A 20865-nucleotide genomic window follows, 5' to 3' on the forward strand; every position below is an offset into this window, starting at 1 on the left:
GGAAGGAGATGTGAGTGGAGACATGACAAAGGTTTTAATTCTCAGTGATAGCCACGGACTAACAGATGAATTATCAGAAATTAAAGCAAGGCATCAAGTAGATTACCGAATTCATTGTGGAGATTCTGAGCTAGATATAGATGCAGGTTCACTAGAAGGGTTTTATAAAGTGGCCGGCAATTGTGACTTTGACAATCGTTATCCTGGTGAACAAGTTTTAGAGCTGGGAGGATTGAAGTTTTTGGTCGTACATGGTCATTTACATAAAGTGAATCATGGACTTATGACCCTGTCTCTTCGTGCAAAAGAGGTAAATGCTGATGTAATATGTTTTGGACATACTCACCAAGCTGGTGTGGTGAGTGAAGGAGAGCAGCTGTTCATCAATCCTGGAAGCATATTACAACCAAGAGGTAATATAAAAGAAAAAACATATGCGATCCTTACTTGGAACTCAATTGATGATTTGACAGTCAAATTTTATAAGTTGAATGGTGAACCATACGAAGCTTTGGGTTACAGTACAAAATAATTTTTGAAAGCTTGCCGGGAGGAATCCCTGGGCAAGCTTTCAAATTAATTGTTGACATTTCTATAAAAAATGCATATAATAATTCTTGTCCGCTCTAAATAAACTATTGATACATAATCTGTTAAAATTTAATAATTACACATCATGCGGGTGTAGTTTAGTGGTAAAACCTCAGCCTTCCAAGCTGATGATGAGGGTTCGATTCCCTTCACCCGCTCCATGTCCCGGTAGCTCAGCTGGATAGAGCAACAGACTTCTAATCTGTAGGTCGCAGGTTCGAATCCTGCTCGGGACGCTTTGACAACAAAGAGAAACCTAACTTGTTTTAGGTTTCTCTTTTGTATTATGATAAGATAGAATATAATTTCATAATATTCATAAGCTTAACCAAATGATACGTTTATCTTAATCTGAAACAGGGTATGTTTCATATCCAGAGGAAAGGGTAAAACTACATATCAGCTAATGTATTAATGAATTAATGTAAGGAGGAGGTGGATGAGCAAGAATGAAGTCAGGGAATGTCATTCTTTTTCCAAAATGGCAAAAGATATTAGAGGAAGAAAGTATTGCGGCAATTAAAGAAAAGAAGTTTGATGAAGCGCTGGATAAATTAAATGATCTATTAAGTTATCAAGTGAAAAACCATGATATCTATACCGGGAAGTTAATCTGTTTGATGGAGTTAGAACGGTTTGATGAAGCGCAAGAGTTGTGTGAGGCGCTTATTGAGGAAAAAGATAAGTACTATTATCAATATATACATATTTATTTAACACTGCTTTTTCAGACTAATCAATACGAAAATCTAATGGAAATTGTTGAAGATGAGTTGGAGAAAGGTAAGGTACCCAGCCATCTTAAAGAGTCTTTTAACCAACTTTATTCCATGAGTGAGAAATTGTCTTTAAGTGTAATTACAGAGCGTTCTAATTTATATTTGGAAGAGTTGTATGATGCGGTAAATCAAGACAATCATATGGAGCAATGGCGTTTAATCCACAAATTGAGAAAAATGGGCACTGCACTGAATGAAAAAGTAGCATCATTGCTTGTAAATGATCATGTACATCCTTTGAATAAATCAGCGATTGTCCTCTGGATGAAACAGCAAAATATATCGAAACCAGTAGAAATACATAAATTCGGGATAGAGATGAAAGTGATTCCTAATGAAACGCCGGATATGAAACAGAGTATCATTGCTGATCATATTGAAAATCGTATAAGTGAAGTTGAACAAAGTAATCCATCATTATATAGTGTGATGGAGACATTATTGGGGCATTTCCTCTATGTAATGTATCCAATTACCCCTCCTGTGGAGGATGCTGATTATATTGCAGAAGCTTTACATACTATCGGTAATGAATATTTAAATATGGAAGTACCACCTATTGAAGATGAAAACATCAAAAAATATATTCAAGAGATTAAAACTGCAGATATTCTCTATGCGAGCATTATCGATGATTAGTTATTAATGCTTGAAAGACCAATGAATTATGATATAATGAGATGGTTGTAAAAATTGATAACGTCAAATTTATGTTTTAGTTTGAACAATAGATATGTTGGAGGTAATTAAGATGACAGTTAAATGGGAAAAACAAGAAGGAAACAAAGGAACACTTACATTTGAAGTGTCAGCTGAAGAGTTTGACAAAGCATTGGACCAAGCTTTCAAAAAAGTAGTGAAAGATGTTCAACTACCAGGATTCCGTAAAGGAAGAATTCCACGCGGGTTATTCGAAAAACGCTTTGGTGTAGAATCACTTTATCAAGATGCTGTAGATATCGTTCTACCTGAAGCATACACAAAAGCGATTGATGAAGCGGATATCTTCCCGATCGATCAACCGAGTGTGGATATTGAACAAATTGAAAAAGGTAAAACTTTAATTTTCAAAGCTGAAGTGGAAGTTAAACCGGAAGTTACTTTAGGCGATTATAAAGGACTTGAAGTGGAAGAAGAATCTGTAGAAGTTACAGATGAAGATGTTGAAAAAGAATTAGAATCACTTCGTGAACAGCATGCAGAACTAATCGTAAAAGAAGACGGAGAAGTTAAAGAAGGCGATACAGTCGTCATCGATTTTGAAGGTTTCACAGATGGGGAAGCTTTTGAAGGTGGAAAAGGCGAAAACCATAACCTTGAAATTGGTTCTGGACAATTCATTCCAGGTTTTGAAGAGCAACTGGTTGGCAAGAAGTCTGGAGAAGAAACTGAAGTGGAAGTAACTTTCCCTGAAGAATACCATTCTGAAGAGCTTGCTGGTAAAGAAGCTACATTCAAAGTAACTATTCACGAAATTAAGACAAAAGAACTTCCTGAATTGGATGATGAGTTCGCTAAAGACGTTGACGATGAAGTAGAAACATTGGAAGCATTAAAAGCGAAGAAGAAAGAGCAATTGACTGAGCAGAAAAAACAAGCTGCAGATACAGCTAAACGTGAAAAATTGATTGAACAAGCATCGGAAAAGGTTGAAGTTGAAATCCCTGAAGTAATGGTGGAAAACGAATTGGATCAAATGCTTTCTGAATTCGAACAACGCCTACAAATGCAAGGAATGACATTGGAGATGTACTCTCAATTCTCTGGTCAAGATGAAGATGCTCTAAAAGAACAAATGAAAGAGGATGCTGCAAAACGCGTGAAGACAAGTCTTACACTTGAAGCAATCGCTGATGCAGAAAACCTTGAAGCAACAGAAGAAGATGTGAATCAAGAGCTTGAAAACATGGCAGGAATGTACGGTGTTGATAAAGAACAGCTAGTTCAAATTCTAGGTGGAAACACAGAAACTATTAAAAACGATCTAAAAATAAGAAAAGCTATAGACTTCCTAGTGGAGCATAGCAAAACAGCAAACTAATCGTTCAAATCAAACAACAAGACAACTACAAGGTGCGATTTCCCTCGCACCTTGTTTCTATATACTTGGATATGAACGGATATAATTTAAGATTTTATTGACTTAAGAGTTGTCATCTGACATATAGATAAGTAATGTGATATTATTCAAGTAGGTGCAATGTATAAGGTTTATTGTTTTGTTTTTTAATATGTATCTGATATGATGGCTATAATTAAATTAGGAAATATCATTTTCTTATGAACTATAGGGGTGAAAAAATGTTTAAATTCAATGATGAAAAGGGACAATTGAAATGCTCCTTTTGCGGGAAAAATCAAGAACAGGTTCGCAAATTAGTAGCTGGACCTGGTGTCTATATATGTGATGAGTGTATTGTATTATGTACGGAAATTGTTGAAGAAGAACTTGGTTCTGAAGATGCAATGGAACTTACAGAAATTCCCAAGCCAAAAGAGATCTGTGAAATTTTAGATGACTATGTAATTGGACAAGATCAAGCGAAGAAAAGCCTTTCCGTAGCCGTCTATAATCACTATAAACGCATCAACTCGATCAGCAAATCCGATGACGTTGAGCTTGCAAAAAGTAATATCGCCCTCATTGGTCCTACAGGGAGCGGTAAAACTTTATTAGCTCAAACACTGGCACGTATTATTAATGTACCTTTTGCGATGGCTGATGCTACTTCACTTACTGAAGCTGGTTATGTTGGAGAAGATGTGGAGAATATTCTTCTTAAACTGATTCAAGCTGCAGATTATGATGTTGAGAAGGCTGAAAAGGGAATCATTTATATTGATGAAATTGATAAAGTCGCAAGAAAATCAGAAAATCCTTCCATTACAAGAGACGTATCTGGAGAAGGGGTACAACAAGCGCTATTGAAAATTCTCGAAGGAACTGTGGCAAGTGTGCCACCACAAGGTGGACGTAAACATCCACATCAAGAATTTATTCAGATCGATACGACAAATATCTTATTTATTGTTGGTGGAGCATTTGATGGCATTGACCAAGTCATCAAGCGCCGTCTTGGTAAAAAGGTAATTGGATTCGGTGCAAATGAGAGACAAGATGACCTGGACATGGGTGCACTTTTATCCAGAATCCTACCAGAAGACTTGCTCCGTTATGGATTGATTCCAGAATTTATTGGACGTATTCCAGTAATTGCTAGCTTGACTCCGTTAGATGAGGAGGCACTGGTACAAATCCTTACGAAGCCGAAGAACGCATTAGTGAAGCAATATCAAAAGTTATTTGAGATGGACGATGTGGAATTGGAAATCGAGGACGCAGCATTAGTTGAAATTGCCAAGAAGGCAATTGAAAGGAAAACAGGTGCTCGTGGTCTACGCTCTATCATAGAAGGTATTATGCTTGATGTGATGTTTGAGCTTCCTTCACGTGAAGATATTGCGAAATGTGTAATTACTGCAGAAACCGTTAAAGAGGAAAACGGTAACCCGAAATTGGTTTTCCGAGACGGTACAGTCGTTGAAGGTAAAAAGAAATTACCAAAAGAAAGTGCATAACTCTGTGTAAGTGACAGATGTAACTGATATAATGGAGACCAGCTGTTTGTGAAGCACTTCTGTGCTAGTTTACAGGCAGTATGTCTCCTTTTCTTTTTGTATTAATAAGGGAATAGGGAATACTAATTGCTACTAAAAGTAAAAAGCATTATAATATTTTATTTAGAAATGGTGCTATGCACACTTTTGTTTGTACATAAAATATGGAGGTAGTTAAATATGGATACCAAAATTAATGAGATACCCCTCCTACCTTTACGAGGTTTAATTGTATTTCCATCTATGGTTCTGCATTTAGACGTAGGAAGAGACAAGTCCATTGCTGCTTTGGAACGTGCGATGCTTGATGATCAGTTTGTGTTCCTTGCTGCTCAGAAAAAAACAAGCATTGATGAGCCGAAAATAGAAGATATTTATCAGATTGGCACACTTGCAAAGGTGAAGCAAATGCTCAAGTTGCCTAACGGTACTCTACGTGTATTAGTAGAAGGGATAGACCGTTATGAAATTAGTCGTGTCATTGATATGGAGAATGAAATAACCGTTGAGATTGAAAAGTTGGAAGAAGTACATGGAGATAAAATGGAAGAGGAAGCTTTAATGCGCACCTTGCTTGCGCAGTTTGAACAATATACAAAGCTCTCCAGAAAAATTTCAAGTGAAACTTTTGAATCTGTTCGTGATATGGATCACCCAGGAAGGCTTGTGGATATTATCACTTCTCATTTGCCAATCAAGCTGAAAGAAAAACAAACATTATTGGAAATGACTAATATTCCGAATCGCCTTCATCATATCATCAAGTTGATTACGAACGAAAAGAAAGTTCTTGATATTGAAAAGAAAATTGGCCAACGTGTAAAGAGCTCTATGGAAAAGACGCAAAAGGAATATTATTTGCGTGAACAATTGAAAGCTATACAAAAAGAGCTTGGAGATCGTGATGGTAAATCAGGTGAGGTAGAAGAAATAAGAGAAAGAATCGATGAGTCCGACTTGCCGGAAAATATTCGGGAAGTCGCGCTTAAGGAGTTGGGCCGTTTTGAGAAAGTGCCTCAAAGTTCAGCTGAAAGCTCCGTCATCCGAAATTACTTGGAATGGCTGCTTACGCTTCCTTGGACGAAGCAAACCCAGGATACGATTGATATTAAGCAAGCAGAAGAGGTATTAAATGAGGGGCATTATGGTCTGGACGAGGTCAAGGAGCGGATTCTGGAATATCTAGCTGTTCAAAAACTTACTAATTCATTGAAAGGTCCGATTCTATGTCTAGTCGGTCCACCAGGAGTAGGGAAAACATCATTAGCAAGGTCTATTGCTCGTTCAGTAAATCGTAATTTTGTAAGGATTTCGCTCGGTGGAGTTCGAGATGAGGCAGAGATACGAGGTCATCGTAGGACTTATATTGGGGCGATGCCCGGACGAATTATTCAGGGGATGAAAAAAGCGGGGACAATTAATCCAGTGTTCTTACTGGATGAAATCGATAAGATGTCTAATGATTTCAGGGGAGATCCGTCTTCAGCGATGCTTGAAGTCCTTGATCCTGAACAAAATAACAGTTTTAGTGATCACTTTATTGAAGAAACTTATGATTTATCCAAAGTCTTGTTTGTCGCTACAGCAAATAATGTAGCTAGCATCCCTGGCCCGTTATTAGATCGTATGGAATTAATCTCTCTTTCTGGTTATACAGAGGTAGAAAAACTTCATATCGCTAAAGAGCATCTCTTACCGAAACAAATTAAAGAGAACGGATTGAAATCGGCAAACGTACAAATTAGAGACGAAGCTTTGCTACGAATTATCCGGAGATATACACGGGAAGCCGGTGTACGTGGACTGGAAAGGCAACTTGCAAAAGTTTGCCGGAAAGCAGCCAAAATCATTATTTCTGGCGAGAAGAAACGTGTTATTGTAACGGAAAAGAATTTAGAAGATTTACTTGATAAGCCGATTTATCGCTATGGCTTAATGGAAATAGAGGATCAGGTCGGTGCAGCGACAGGCCTAGCTTATACTTCAGCAGGTGGCGATATTTTATCGATAGAGGTTTCACATTATGCTGGTAAAGGTAAACTGACATTAACGGGTAAGCTCGGAGAAGTAATGCAGGAGTCAGCACAAGCGGCGTTCAGCTATATTCGTTCACGAGCTGAAGAATTGAATATCCCATCTGATTTCCATGAGAAAAATGATATTCATATTCATGTTCCTGAAGGAGCGACACCAAAGGACGGCCCGTCTGCAGGGATTACTATCGCGACTGCACTTGTTTCTTCCTTAACCGGGCGTGCGGTGAGAAAAGAAGTAGGAATGACAGGAGAAATAACACTTAGAGGAAGAGTACTGCCAATAGGTGGACTTAAAGAAAAATCGTTAAGTGCCCATCGAGCAGGACTAACGACAATTATCATACCTAAGGATAATGAAAAAGATATAGCATCCATACCAGAGAGTGTGAAGAAAAATTTAACGTTCATACCAGTAAACCATCTAGATGAAGTGCTGGAAATCGCGTTAGTGAGGGATAATGATGAAAATCAACCAAGCGGAAATCGTAATTAGTGCTGTAAGTGAGAAGCAATACCCAGATGAAGGATTGCCAGAAATTGCTCTAGCCGGCAGATCGAATGTTGGTAAATCTTCCTTTATCAATACAATAATTAATCGAAAAAATTTAGCCCGTACTTCACAAAAACCAGGGAAAACACAGACATTGAATTTTTATAAATTAAATGATGCTTTCTACTTTGTTGATGTACCTGGATACGGCTATGCAAAGGTTTCTAAAGCAGAACGGGAAAAATGGGGTAGAATGATGGATGAATACTTTCAAAAGCGAGAGACACTTCAAGCTGTTGTCCTTGTATGTGATATCCGCCATGAACCCACCGATGCTGATGTTCAAATGTACGATTATCTGAAGTATTATGAACTACCTGTTATAATTGTTGCGACAAAGCTTGATAAAATTAAAAAGTCAAAACATCAACAACATATCAAAAGAGTGAAAGATACGTTTGAAGTCGATGCAGAGGACATCATCATACCATTTTCCTCGGAAACCGGTGAGGGAAAAGACGAGGCTTGGCAAGCAATCAAGAAATATCTGTAAATGAAAACAGCCCCATCCGTTCAAGGAATAGGGGCTGTTGTCTTGAAGAATCGATTCATTTACCTTTCTTCAATAAAATGAATCCAAGAATAATCAATATCAATGGCCAGAATTTTTCTATCAACGAAAATAGGTCATAAATCCAATAGAAATAATGATTAAATTGTTGGGAATAAATTAAGAGGCCCCCAACGACTAGGAATATCAAACTATTTAGTAGTCCTGTTTTCGTTTTGAAATATCGAATCAGGAAAGCTAATCCAATGATCAATAAATAAATTCCCCAGTGATCTATCCAAAAAGGATAATGTTGCAAGCCGTGCAAATGAATTCCAATTCCGAGGATCAACACCCCTGTGAAAATATGTTCATAACTCCGGGAACGGTAACTATGGATTAAAAATGCCAACCCAATTATGATCAATAAGGTCTGCCAGGAATAAAAGTCTGTAATTATTGGAAGTTTTAGTTCCCTTAAAAGAAAGAATACCCCGATTCCAATTAGAATGTAGGCAAATAAAGGATTTTGTTTCTTCATATATTGCTCTCCCTTGATTGTTTATATTTTGATAGTAATTCTAAACTATGGTAAAGTATAGACTGACCGTGCAAAAGTTTATAAGCTGTAACAATTGAGATATTGTACTGTGATATAATCATACTATATTTATAGTGGAAAATGGGAAATCATTTATATAGATTATCGTTACTTCTGGGGGTAAGACACTTGCATATTTTAAAAGTAGGATTCAACTATAAAAATGCTCCTGTTGAGATAAGGGAGAAGCTGACATTTTCTGAAGAGTCCCTTCATGAAGCAATGGAGGAATTAAAATCTCGAAAAAGCATTTTGGAAAATGTAGTGTTGTCTACATGTAATCGGACAGAAATCTATGCTGTAGTCGATCAGCTCCATACGGGAAGATATTATATCAAAACGTTTTTAGCTGATTGGTTTGGTATAGATAAAGAAGAGTTTTCCAATTACCTGCAAATCACTGAGAATGATGAGGCGCTAGAACATCTGTTCAGAGTAACAACTGGTTTGGATTCAATGGTACTTGGTGAAACTCAAATCTTGGGACAAGTAAGAGATGCCTTTTTAAATTCGCAAAAAGTAAAAGCAACAGGAACAATCTTCAATGAGCTTTTTAAACAAGCTATTACGTTCGGCAAACGTGTACATCATGAAACTGCCATTGGAGAGCATCCTGTTTCCATCAGTTATACTGCTGTGGAATTAGCTAAGAAGATTTTTGGATCCATAAAGGAAAAACATATTACACTTCTTGGTGCAGGAGAGATGGGAGAGCTTGCTGCAAAAAACCTGCATGGCGCAGGAGCAAGAAATATTACAATCATTAACCGTACTTTCTCCAAAGCGAAGGAAATGGCGGATAAATTTCAAGCAAAAACGGAAACACTGGAAAATTTAGCTTCCGTTTTAGCAAAGTCAGACATTTTAATCAGCTCTACAAGCGCAGCTGATTATGTGGTGACGAAAGAAATGCTCGATCCAATCGTTAAAAAAAGAAAAGGCAATCCTTTATTCTTAGTTGATATCGCCGTTCCAAGAGATATTGATCCAGCAATCGGAGAGTTAGAGCATGTTTTCCTGTATGATATTGACGATTTACAACATATTGTTGATGAAAATTTAGCGGAAAGAAAAAAAGCTGCCCAAGAAATAGAGGAAATGTTACAAGAGGAAATCGTAGAGTTTAAAGATTGGTTGAAAACGCTAGGTGTTGTTCCTGTCATTACAGCATTAAGGAAAAAAGCTTTAGGTATCCAAGCTGAGACAATGAAAAGCATTGAACGCAAAATGCCTGATTTAACTGAACGGGAAAAGAAAATACTAAGCAAACATACGAAAAGCATCATAAATCAATTATTGAAACAGCCGATTACTCAAGCGAAAGAATTGGCCGGTTCAGATAAAGCAGAAGAGAAACTACAGTTGTTTGTTGATATCTTTGGAATCGAAGAAGAAGTGGTCGAAGAGTTTGATAAACAAATGGAGAAAAATCAAAGTATGCGACAACTTAATCAGCAAGGTAGAAAACCATTCTCTAACAAAATGAAAAAAATACCTTCAGTTTAAAGGTGTTTTTCTATGATTGAAGAATGGAAATGGGTTTCTGAATTACTGATTGTAGTGTATGGGCTAAGCGTCATTGGATATTTTATTGATTTTATTCAGAGTAACCAGAAAGCATATACATACGCTTTCTGGTTACTTCGTATAGCATGGTTCATTCAATCTATTTATTTCGGCCAACATCTGTTAGTGGAGCAATCATTTCCGGTTGCTACTCTAGTAGATAGTCTATTTTTCTTTTCTTGGATACTGATTACACTTTCCTTGATTATCCATAAGTTTATAGCAATGCATTTTATTGTGTTTTTTATTAATCTATTCGGATTCTTCGTTTTATTATTGTATGTTGCAGCGACATTGAAGCAAGGTACATCCGAACGATCAGTGGAATTCATTCATGAAATGCTGATTGCTCATATATCACTTGCATTTGTTTCTTATGGATTTTTTACTGTATCCTTTTTCTTTTCTTTCTTATATCTTCTACAATATCACCTATTAAAGAAGAAGAAAGGCTTAAAATGGCTATGGAGGATAGGTAATCTGCATCAGCTGGACCAATATAGTTTTCAAGCAATTACACTTGGTGTCCCTTTATTGCTTATATCAATTATATTAGGTCTTTTTTGGGCCAGTATTTCAGCCGTATCAGTTTATTGGTATGATATCAAAATTCTCGGATCCATTTTTGTATTAGTGATATATATTATCTATCTAACAATACGTGCCCTCCGACGTCATAGAGGGAAAACGTTGGCTACTTATAATACGGCGGCTTTTTTGCTGCTGATGATTAACTTTTTACTTTCGAATACTTATTCAGAATTTCACTTCTAGGAGGTTTTTTCCATGCGTAAAATTATCGTTGGTTCGAGGAGAAGTAATCTGGCTCTTACTCAGACAAAATGGGTGATCGAACAATTAAAACAAGCAGGGGTCAAAAATGAATTTGAGATCGAGGAAATCGTAACAAAGGGTGACCGTATTCTCGATGTAATGCTATCCAAAGTTGGCGGGAAAGGTTTATTTGTTAAAGAGATCGAGCAGGCTCTATATGATAAGCGGATCGACTTTGCTGTCCATAGCATGAAGGATATGCCAGCTGAATTACCAGAAGGTTTAATTGTAGGCTCCATTCCTGTACGGGAAGATTATCGGGATGCTTTTATTTCTAAGGATGGAATAAAATTAGCTGATTTACCTGCGGGAGCAATTGTTGGAACAAGCAGTCTACGTCGTGGTACTCAAATACTGGCAGCTCGTCCTGATTTGGAAATTAAATGGATTCGCGGAAATATTGAAACGCGTTTACGCAAATTACGTGAAGAAGACTACGATGCGATTATTCTCGCAGCATCTGGTATGAAAAGAGTGGGCATGGATCCATCTATCATCACGGAGTATCTAGAACCTGAAGTTTGTTTACCAGCTGTTGGGCAAGGAGCCCTTGGTATCGAATGCAGGGAAGACGATACAGAGATAAGAGAAATCCTTTCACTGATTAATCATGATGAAACAACAGAGACGGTAACGGCAGAGCGAACATTTTTGAATTTATTAGAGGGTGGCTGTCAAGTTCCAATTGGAGGACATGCATTTTATGAAGGAGAAGAACTTGTATTTACCGGATTAGTTGGTACTCCTGATGGCAAAACAATCCTGAAAGAAAAGGTTACTGGTACTGATCCAGTGGCAGTTGGAACTGAAGCTGCGACACTATTGATTCAAAGAGGTGCAAGAGACATAATTACAAAAGCTAAAGAGGAACTAGAGTAATGGCTAAAGATTTACAGGGAAAGCGGATAATAGTTACGAGAGAAGCAAGCCAAGGAAAGGCTTTTGCAGAAAAAATAAGTCTTTTAAATGGGATTCCATTAGAATTACCTCTCCTACGCATATCCTGTAAGAAAGCTGAAAATCAGGAACAAATCTTCAATAATAGTGAAAACTATGACTGGATTATCCTAACAAGCGCCAATGGAGTGAACTGTTTTTTTAAACAATTTCATTCAGGTAATCATTCTTTCTCAGCAGACGTAAAACTTGCTGTTGTTGGGAGTAAAACAGAAGCTGCATTAAAACAGTACGGCTATGATGCAGACTTGGTTCCGGATATTTATGATGCAGAATCATTAGCAAAGATTTTCCTTCCTAAATATGAAAATGGTGAACGTATCTTATTAGTTCGTGGTAATCGTTCTCTTGATACGTTACCAAAAAAGTTTAAAGAAAAGGGAATTGGTTTTGATTCAATTGAAGTGTATGAAACAACGATGAATGAACCAATCAAGGACGAACTCTACAAGGTGATTTCAAATAAGGAATATGATTACATCACCTTTACTAGCCCTTCAACAGTTCAAGCTTTTGTAGAACTCTATGGCATGGCCGTTGATTCTCCTTGTGTTTGTATAGGGACGACTACGGAAAAAGCTGCGAGGGATTCAGGATTTACTCATATCCTTACAGCGAAAACATTTACTATTGAAGGTATGCTCGAAATAATGGTTGAAGATCAATCATAGAAGGGACGATTAAAAGATGACAGAACATATTCAGTTTAAGAGACATAGAAGACTAAGAAGCAGTGCATCCATGAGAACAATGGTACGCGAAACTCACTTGCATGTAGAAGATTTCATCTATCCAATTTTTGTGATTGAGGGAGAAAATATTAAAAACGAAGTTCCTTCTATGCCTGCGGTTTACCAGTTTTCGTTGGACAGATTAATGGAAGAAGTGACAGAAGCATATGAATTGGGAATTCGTTCCCTCATGTTCTTTGGTGTTGTGACAGATAAAGATGAAGTCGGCTCTGGAGCATATGCTGAGGACGGGATTGTCCAGCGTGCTACCAAAATGGTGAAAGAGAAATATCCTGACATACTTGTTGTTGCAGATACATGTCTTTGTGAGTATACATCCCATGGACACTGTGGTGTGATACATGGTGAGGACGTGGATAACGACAAATCATTGGAATTACTTGCAAAAACAGCTGTGTCTCAAGCAAAAGCAGGTGCTGATATTATTGCTCCTTCCAACATGATGGATGGATTTGTTGCAGTAATCCGCAAAGCGCTTGATAAAGCAGGATACACCCATATTCCAATTATGTCCTATGCAGTTAAATACGCGTCATCTTTTTATGGACCATTTAGAGATGCGGCGGATAGCACCCCACAATTTGGTGACCGGAAAACGTATCAGATGGACCCAGCTAATCGATTGGAAGCAATTCGTGAGGCTCAGTCTGACGTTGAAGAGGGAGCAGACTTTCTGATGGTAAAACCTGCCTTATCTTATTTGGACATTATTCGTGATGTGCGAAATGAGTTTAATCTTCCGGTAGTTGCCTATAACGTGAGTGGTGAATATGCCATGGTCAAGGCGGCTAGCCAAAATGGCTGGATTGATGAAGACAAGTTGGTAATTGAAATGTTAACATCGATGAAGCGAGCTGGTGCGGATATCATTCTTACTTATTTCGCGAAAGATGTAGCAAAAACATTGAGCAATCAATAAGGGAGGATATTATAGATGAGTAATTTTTCACAGTCTATCGATGCTTATAAAGAAGCGGTTGATTTAATGCCTGGTGGTGTTAATTCGCCGGTAAGGGCGTTCAAATCGGTTGGTATGTCACCTATTTTCATGAAACAAGGAAAAGGTGCGACGATTACTGATATAGATGGAAATGAGTATATTGATTATGTTTTAAGCTGGGGTCCGCTTATTTTAGGTCACGGTGATGAAAGAGTTACAACGAAATTAAAAGAAGTTGTTGATCAAGGTACAAGCTTTGGAGCGCCTACATTACTGGAAAGTAAGCTTGCAAAATTAGTTATCGAACGTGTACCATCCATTGAAATGGTTAGAATGGTTAACTCTGGAACTGAAGCGACAATGAGTGCAATCAGATTAGCTCGCGGCTATACTGGTCGGGATATTATTGTAAAGTTTGAAGGAAGCTATCATGGCCATGGTGATTCCCTGCTCATTAAAGCAGGTTCAGGCGTAGCTACCCTGGGATTACCGGATAGTCCTGGTGTACCTAAATCAACTGCAAGTAACACAATTACTGTTCCATTTAATGATATGGAAAGTGTTAAAGTAGCGTTTGACCAATACGGAGATCAAATAGCAGCAGTAATCATGGAACCGGTTTGTGGTAACATGGGTGTTGTTCCTCCAAAAGAAGGTTTCTTGCGAAACATACGTGAAATCACTTCAGAAAATGGTTCTCTACTTATCTTTGACGAAGTGATGACCGGTTTCCGTGTAGATTATCATTGTGCTCAGGGGTATTATGATGTAACTCCTGATATCACTTGCCTAGGAAAGGTAATTGGTGGAGGACTTCCTGTGGGAGCTTTTGGTGGTAAACGCGAGATCATGGAGCATATCGCGCCTCACGGGTCAATTTACCAAGCGGGTACGTTATCGGGTAATCCGCTGGCAATGACTGCAGGTTACGAAACCCTAAAGGCGATGGATAAGGCTGCCTATGAAGAGCTTGGGAAAAAAGCGGATTTATTGGAAGCAGGATATCGTGAAGCAAGTGAAAAACATAATATTCCATTGCATATAAATCGAGTTGGTTCCATGGTTGGTGTCTTCTTTACAAGTGAAGAAGTAATCAATTTTGAAACTGCACAAACATCTGATTTGAATCGATTCGCTGAATATTACCGAGGGATGATTGAGGAAGGGGTATTCTTGCCACCTTCACAATTTGAGGGGCTGTTCCTATCCACTGCACATACAGTTGAAGATATTGAAAAAACAATTGCAGCGGCTGACCGTGTATTTGCAAATCTAAATAAATAAACTATAAATTTCATCTGATAGGAATTAATCTCATTTGAAGAAGAATAAAAACCTGATACTACGAGGGAGAGGAAAACTCGTAAGTATCAGGTTTTTTGCATGCATATCTTATTTTTTAACCACATATAGATAATGTATATACTGGCTTTGTGTGTTAGGGGAACTTAGAAGGGAGGAGCTATGATGTCTTCTATGGAGAAGGATTTTCAATTTGAACTAAGTGAGACGTTATATTTTGACCGTGGCGACGAAGTACTTGAGCTAATCGGAATATCACTGAATCCTGAAGTAACTATCCATACTTATGAATCCTATGTATCTATTCGCGGGCAAATTGACTTGCATGGAGAATATATACGAGATACTGCAGCATCAGAATCAGAAAATGACCATTATTCCTTTGAAGAATTAGAAGCAAAAAGGTATGTCGAATTGGTGGAAAGTAGAGAAAATAATATTGCAGAGTTTTCCCACAGCTTTCCAGTAGATATTTCGGTACCTGCTTATCGTATCGAAAGTATGGAAGATGTTCGGATCGAGATTATTAATTTTGATTATGAATTTCCTGAGAATTCAAAGTTACAATTCACCGCAATAGCAGAGATTCAGGGCATAAAAGCTGAGGTTGAATTAGTAAGAGATGAAGATAATAGAGAAAGTGAAATTGAAATTCCGGAGGATGCTGCTAAGCCATTTGAGTTTGAATTGAAAAGGCAAGAAACTGAATTTACAGAAGATGAATTAGTAGAAAACGAGCGGTCCAATCGTGAAGTAGAGGTAAATGAGGAAGAGTTATTGGAGACAGAAGAACGAGAATACACACAAGAAGATTTATTAGATGAAACGAATGAAGAGGATGCTGCTAAGCCATTTGAGTTTGAATTGAAAAGGCAAGAAACTGAATTTACAGAAGATGAATTAGTAGAAAACGAGCGGTCCAATCGTGAAGTAGAGGTAAATGAGGAAGAGTTATTGGAGACAGAAGAACGAGAATACACACAAGAAGATTTATTAGATGAAACGAATGAAGAGGATGTAGAAGAAGATGTAATAGAGGTTAGAGAAAATGAGTTGACAATCCGAGCGATGGAGCAACAAGGCAGGGAAGGAAGCGAGGGTGAAGATCAGTCAGATGACAATGTAAAAGATGTCAGCTATTTAACAGATATATTCCGTGATGAACAAGAAGAGAGTTATACAAGAATGAAAATATGTATTGTCCAGGAAGATGACACGATTGAGACGATTGCGGAGAGGTTTCAGATCAGTGCACTTCAGTTGATAAAGCAAAACAAGTTAGATGAGAATTTTGATATAAGCGAGGGACAGCTACTGTATATCCCCAAAAAGTGAAATGATCCCCTTGTAACTTCCACAAGGGGTTTTCCTTTTGTTTTCGCTCTAGGAGGAGATCGGGTTGGAGAATATTACTGAAATTCTTCAATATTACGGGATTTTTCCCCAAGCAATTGTTCAAATTTCCGACAGAGTTTTTAAGATAAAAGCAAATGGTAAGGAATATGCCCTCAAGCGTAGTAGGCTAAGTAAGCAGTCATTGAAGACTTGGTTATCTGTATACCAGAATGCAGCGAGACAAAACCTGTATGAAATCATCCCTGTCTATTTAACACAACAAAAACAACTATACGTGGAAGCTGATGGGGAAAATTACTACCTGACACCTTGGATTCCTAGTAATCATCGTAATATCGGAGAGCATCGATTGCATTCCATCTACAAACAATTAGGCAGAATCCATCTTCAGACCAAAAGCATGTACCAATTAGGGAAGAAGGAGTTAGTAAACAACTTTCAAGCTTATAAAGACAGTTGTAAAGATAATGAAAGTCGTTTACTGGCCTGGGTAGAGAAGATTGAACAGACACATTATCCCTCTCCAATTGAGTTGCAAGTCTTGACTCATTTTCGTGATTTGCGATTAAGCTTCCAACGTTCCCAATCACTGGTCGACCAAATCATTTATCAATCAGAATCAGAAACAAACTGGGGAATAAGTTTGAATCATGGAAACATGCAGCTTGGTCATCTGTTTGAACATTATATCATTAATTGGGAACGAGCTTCTTATAAACATGCAATCTATGACTTAGTCGATTTATTTCACGATGGAATTATCCGTGAACCACAAGTAAGCCATCAATATATCGAATCCTTTCCAGTATACATGGAGGAAAATCCATTAAATCGATTAGAACAATGTTTATTAAGTTTATATCTATTAAACAGCAACGATTATATCAAAATGATGGAATCATATCACACCAAATCCATCCGCAATCAATCCCATATTAGACAATCCATGGAGTTGGAGCAGATGTACCGGATGGTAGTGTTTGGATTGAATTTTGATGCCTATATCGAACGTAACGCAACAGGGACTGAACAGGATTAAAACCACTCTAGATAAAATGCGATATAGATAAAAACAAAGATACCTAAGAGAAATACATCCAAAGTAGTCGGAAGGAAAATCGTTCTGAGAAGCTGATAAAACAGTAATGGTGCCATTGCGCTTTCGATAACGAACAAGCATTTTCTTGCCCACGGCGGTAACCGGTAACGGTAATGTCGCGACATTCTATCACCTCAAGTTGATTTCTTACCTACATGTTATGTCAAGATTGACCCATTGGTGTTCAATTTTACCGAATCCCGATCAATATGATTGTATACTTGTCATTGACTAATTGTTAATCTTTATAAAAAGGCTATCAACCCTGGCAATATGGGGAAAATAGTTGACGTTTCTAATCGAAATGTATACAATATAAAACAAATATAATATTGTCATGCAAGTGATCGGGAAGAGTACAGGATAAACACCTACAGAGAGGGAAATATAAAGTTGAGAATTTCCTAGGAAGGTTGTGCTGGAAGGTCGCCCGTGATGCAGCTGCTTTGAAGTTTTAGTAGAAGTATGCCGGCTAAGCGCCGATATCAGTGAATGAGTGTACAAATAATCATATCATTTATTTGTAAAATAAGGTGGTACCACGGAAGCTAACCCTTTTCGTCCTTTAGTCAGGATGAAAAGGGTTTTTTTGTTTAATGAAAAAGGAGGACATTGGAACATGTCGGAAGAAAAGAAAACATTATCTACTAAATACAATCCAAAGGAAGTGGAAGCAGGTCGTTATCAATTTTGGCTTGAGGGTAAGTATTTCGAAGCAACAGGCAATCCGGCCAAAGAGCCTTATTCCATCGTCATTCCACCGCCGAACGTAACAGGAAGGCTACATCTTGGTCATGCTTGGGATACTACAATGCAGGATACCATCATTCGGATGAAACGAATGCAAGGTTACGATGTACTATGGCTTCCAGGAATGGACCATGCTGGCATCGCTACTCAAGCGAAGGTCGAAGCGAAGTTAAAAGAGATGGGAACAAATCGCTACGAGCTTGGTAGAGAAAAGTTTCTTGAAAAGTCATGGGAATGGAAAGATGAGTATGCGTCATTTATTCGTTCGCAATGGGAGAAGCTCGGATTAAGTCTTGATTATTCGAGAGAGCGATTTACTTTAGATGAGGGATTATCGAATGCTGTTAAAGAGGTTTTCGTCAAGTTGTATGAAAAGGGACTCATTTACAGGGGCGAATATATCATCAACTGGGATCCTCAAACAAAAACTGCCCTTTCTGATATTGAAGTTATTTATGAAGAAGTCCAAGGAAAGTTTTATCATTTCCGTTATCCAATTAAGGATAGTGATGAAACAATTGAGATTGCAACTACTCGCCCGGAAACTATGCTTGGTGATACAGCTGTAGCGGTACACCCGGATGACGAACGTTATCAACATTTGATAGGCAAAACTGTGATTCTACCTATCGTCGGCAGAGAAATCGAAATTGTAGCGGATGAATACGTCGATATGGAACTTGGTTCTGGAGCTGTTAAGATTACTCCTGCTCATGACCCAAATGATTTTGAAATCGGTAATCGTCATAATTTGGAAAGAGTTTTGGTTATGAACGAAGATGGGACGATGAATAAAAATGCCGGTAAGTATGAAGGAATGGACCGTTTTGAATGCCGAAAAGCCATTGTGAAGGATTTAGAAGATCTGGGTGTCCTTATTAAAGTGGAAGAGCGGACACATCAAGTTGGCCATTCTGAGCGTAGTGGTGCAGTTGTTGAACCTTATCTTTCTACTCAATGGTTTGTTAAAATGCAGCCATTAGCTGATGAAGCGATTAAACTTCAGCAAAGTGAAGATAAAGTGAACTTCTATCCAGAACGTTTTGAAAAAACATACCTTCATTGGATGGAGAATATTAGAGATTGGGTAATTTCCCGTCAGCTATGGTGGGGTCATCGAATTCCTGCTTGGTACCATAAAGAAACGAATGAAATTTATGTTGGAAAAGAAGCTCCGGAAGATATAGAAAACTGGGAGCAGGATGAGGATGTTCTTGATACATGGTTCTCTTCTGCACTGTGGCCATTTTCTACAATGGGTTGGCCAGATACGGAAGCGGATGATTTCAAACGTTACTTCCCGACTCAAGCACTTGTTACAGGGTATGATATCATCTTTTTCTGGGTGGCACGAATGATTTTCCAATCGAAGGAATTTACAGGAGAAAAGCCATTTGAAGATGTATTGATCCACGGTTTAATCCGTGATTCAGAAGGTAGAAAAATGAGTAAATCCCTTGGAAATGGTGTCGACCCCATGGATGTCATTGAGAAATATGGAGCGGATTCACTTCGTTACTTCTTATTGACTGGCTCTACCCCTGGTCAAGATTTACGATTCTATTGGGAGAAAGTGGAGGCAACTTGGAACTTCGCCAACAAGATCTGGAATGCTTCCAGATTTGTACTTATGAATTTGGAAGACTTTACTGCTGAAGACATGGATTTATCCGGTGAATTATCGGTCGCAGATAAATGGATCTTGACCCGTCTCAATGAAACCATTGAACAAGTAACAAAGAACACGGATAAATATGAATTTGGTGAAGCTGGTCGTCATCTATATAATTTCATCTGGGATGAGTTCTGTGACTGGTATATTGAAATGGCAAAACTTCCGCTGTACGGAGAGAATGCAGATAAGAAGAAAACTACACAATCTGTACTTGCCTATGTCCTGGACCAAACGATGCGATTACTGCATCCGTTCATGCCGTTCATTACGGAGGAAATTTGGCAACAGCTTCCTCATAATGGTGAGTCCATTACCGTTGCCAGCTGGCCTGAAGCAAAGAAGGAATACCATGATGAAGTTGCAGTACAAGAGATGGAGCGCTTAATGTCCATTATCAAATCAGTCCGCAACATCCGAGCTGAAGTAGATACACCAATGTCTAAACAAATCAATATGGTCATTGAAGCTGAGAACGACTCTGTTGTAAATGAGCTTGAGAAAAATCGAGTTTATCTCGAGCGGTTCTGTAATACTAAAGAGTTAGAAGTTTCAACGGAACATCAAGTGCCTGATAAAGCGATGACAGCAGTCGTTACCGGAGCAGAAATTTACCTTCCACTTGAAGGGTTAATTGATATCGATAAAGAAATAGAACGTCTGGAGAAAGAACTGGATAAGTGGACGAAAGAAGTAGAACGTGTGCAGAAGAAGCTATCCAATGAAGGATTCGTGAAAAAAGCACCTGAAGCAGTGGTTGAAGAAGAAAGACGGAAAGAAAAAGATTATCTGGAAAAACAGGCTAAAGTAAAAGCAAGATTAGAAGAACTAGGTAAATAATAATTGGGAGTGTAAAATAAACTGTGTAAGTGAGAGAGCGTACGGCTCTTGCTTCGCAGTTTATTTTTTTATTGTTAGAATAAACATATAAGATTGGGAGGTTATTCTATTGACTAAGTCAAAGCGAGATCA

General features: G+C 38.1%; 17 protein-coding genes, 2 tRNA genes and 1 other annotated feature. Of the genes, 17 read left to right on the forward strand and 2 right to left on the reverse strand.

The features are described from left to right. The first annotated feature begins 22 nt into the window (after nucleotides 1–22). From M3210_RS06540 to yihA, 8 genes are all read left to right on the forward strand, one after another. Nucleotides 23–532 carry a metallophosphoesterase gene (locus M3210_RS06540; protein WP_251512599.1) on the forward strand — a complete coding sequence of 170 codons (510 nt, stop codon included), beginning with the start codon at nucleotides 23–25 and terminating at the stop codon, nucleotides 530–532. Nucleotides 533–678: 146 nt separating this feature from the next. Next, nucleotides 679–752: transfer RNA gene (locus M3210_RS06545), tRNA-Gly, on the forward strand. A gap of 1 nt (nucleotide 753) precedes the next feature. Next, a tRNA-Arg gene (locus tag M3210_RS06550) sits at nucleotides 754–827 on the forward strand. Between the two features lie 213 nt (nucleotides 828–1040). Continuing rightward, nucleotides 1041–2009: a tetratricopeptide repeat protein gene (locus M3210_RS06555; RefSeq protein ID WP_251512601.1), complete on the forward strand. Its 969-nt coding sequence runs from the start codon at nucleotides 1041–1043 to the stop codon at nucleotides 2007–2009. Nucleotides 2010–2121: 112 nt separating this feature from the next. Next, on the forward strand, nucleotides 2122–3411 hold the full coding sequence (tig, locus tag M3210_RS06560; protein ID WP_251512603.1) for a trigger factor: 1290 nt from the start codon (nucleotides 2122–2124) through the stop codon (nucleotides 3409–3411). A 260-nt stretch (nucleotides 3412–3671) separates the two neighbouring features. Further along, nucleotides 3672–4949 carry an ATP-dependent protease ATP-binding subunit ClpX gene (gene clpX / locus M3210_RS06565; RefSeq protein WP_251512605.1) on the forward strand — a complete coding sequence of 426 codons (1278 nt, stop codon included), beginning with the start codon at nucleotides 3672–3674 and terminating at the stop codon, nucleotides 4947–4949. Nucleotides 4950–5168: 219 nt separating this feature from the next. Continuing rightward, nucleotides 5169–7517 carry an endopeptidase La gene (gene lon / locus M3210_RS06570; RefSeq protein ID WP_251512608.1) on the forward strand — a complete coding sequence of 783 codons (2349 nt, stop codon included), beginning with the start codon at nucleotides 5169–5171 and terminating at the stop codon, nucleotides 7515–7517. Continuing rightward, nucleotides 7486–8067, forward strand: a complete 582-nt coding sequence (yihA, locus tag M3210_RS06575) for a ribosome biogenesis GTP-binding protein YihA/YsxC (protein WP_251512609.1) — start codon at nucleotides 7486–7488, stop codon at nucleotides 8065–8067. Before lon ends, yihA begins: the two co-directional genes overlap by 32 nt. Before the next feature lie 55 nt (nucleotides 8068–8122). On the opposite strand, the gene M3210_RS06580 is transcribed toward yihA, so the two are convergent. Beyond that, nucleotides 8123–8605 (reverse strand): LiaI-LiaF-like domain-containing protein, encoded by a 483-nt coding sequence (locus M3210_RS06580; RefSeq protein WP_251512612.1) that lies wholly within the window; start codon nucleotides 8603–8605, stop codon nucleotides 8123–8125. A gap of 189 nt (nucleotides 8606–8794) precedes the next feature. Here M3210_RS06580 and hemA point away from each other — a divergent pair, with 189 nt between their 5' ends. From hemA to M3210_RS06620, 8 genes are all read left to right on the forward strand, one after another. Further along, entirely contained in the window at nucleotides 8795–10171 is a 1377-nt protein-coding gene (gene hemA, locus M3210_RS06585; RefSeq protein WP_251512614.1) for a glutamyl-tRNA reductase, read from the forward strand. A gap of 12 nt (nucleotides 10172–10183) precedes the next feature. Next, nucleotides 10184–11005, forward strand: coding sequence for a cytochrome c biogenesis protein CcsA (gene ccsA / locus M3210_RS06590; RefSeq protein ID WP_251512616.1), 822 nt, complete (start codon nucleotides 10184–10186; stop codon nucleotides 11003–11005). A 12-nt stretch (nucleotides 11006–11017) separates the two neighbouring features. Continuing rightward, nucleotides 11018–11944 (forward strand): hydroxymethylbilane synthase, encoded by a 927-nt coding sequence (gene hemC, locus M3210_RS06595; RefSeq protein ID WP_251512617.1) that lies wholly within the window; start codon nucleotides 11018–11020, stop codon nucleotides 11942–11944. After that, nucleotides 11944–12693: a uroporphyrinogen-III synthase gene (locus tag M3210_RS06600; RefSeq protein ID WP_251512618.1), complete on the forward strand. Its 750-nt coding sequence runs from the start codon at nucleotides 11944–11946 to the stop codon at nucleotides 12691–12693. The genes hemC and M3210_RS06600 overlap by 1 nt, the downstream gene beginning before the upstream one ends. A 16-nt stretch (nucleotides 12694–12709) precedes the next feature. After that, on the forward strand, nucleotides 12710–13693 hold the full coding sequence (hemB, locus tag M3210_RS06605) for a porphobilinogen synthase (protein ID WP_251512621.1): 984 nt from the start codon (nucleotides 12710–12712) through the stop codon (nucleotides 13691–13693). A 15-nt stretch (nucleotides 13694–13708) separates the two neighbouring features. Then, nucleotides 13709–14998, forward strand: a complete 1290-nt coding sequence (hemL, locus tag M3210_RS06610; protein WP_251512623.1) for a glutamate-1-semialdehyde 2,1-aminomutase — start codon at nucleotides 13709–13711, stop codon at nucleotides 14996–14998. Between the two features lie 183 nt (nucleotides 14999–15181). After that, entirely contained in the window at nucleotides 15182–16351 is a 1170-nt protein-coding gene (spoVID, locus tag M3210_RS06615) for a stage VI sporulation protein D (RefSeq protein WP_251512625.1), read from the forward strand. Nucleotides 16352–16415: 64 nt separating this feature from the next. Next, nucleotides 16416–17411, forward strand: coding sequence for a protein kinase family protein (locus tag M3210_RS06620; RefSeq protein ID WP_251512627.1), 996 nt, complete (start codon nucleotides 16416–16418; stop codon nucleotides 17409–17411). Here the strand turns inward: M3210_RS06620 and M3210_RS06625 are convergent. Next, nucleotides 17408–17596, reverse strand: coding sequence for a YszA family small membrane protein (locus M3210_RS06625; RefSeq protein WP_251512629.1), 189 nt, complete (start codon nucleotides 17594–17596; stop codon nucleotides 17408–17410). The genes M3210_RS06620 and M3210_RS06625 overlap by 4 nt on opposite strands. Before the next feature lie 209 nt (nucleotides 17597–17805). Then, nucleotides 17806–18040 (forward strand) — a binding site (T-box leader). Between the two features lie 50 nt (nucleotides 18041–18090). On the opposite strand from M3210_RS06625, the gene M3210_RS06630 reads away from it, so the two are divergent. Further along, a complete protein-coding gene (locus M3210_RS06630; protein WP_251512631.1) occupies nucleotides 18091–20733 on the forward strand; it encodes a valine--tRNA ligase in 2643 nt (880 codons plus the stop codon). The last annotated feature ends 132 nt before the right edge of the window (nucleotides 20734–20865 follow it).

This window comes from Oceanobacillus luteolus (assembly GCF_023715655.1).
GTDB classification, from domain to species: Bacteria; Bacillota; Bacilli; order Bacillales; family Amphibacillaceae; genus Oceanobacillus; species Oceanobacillus luteolus.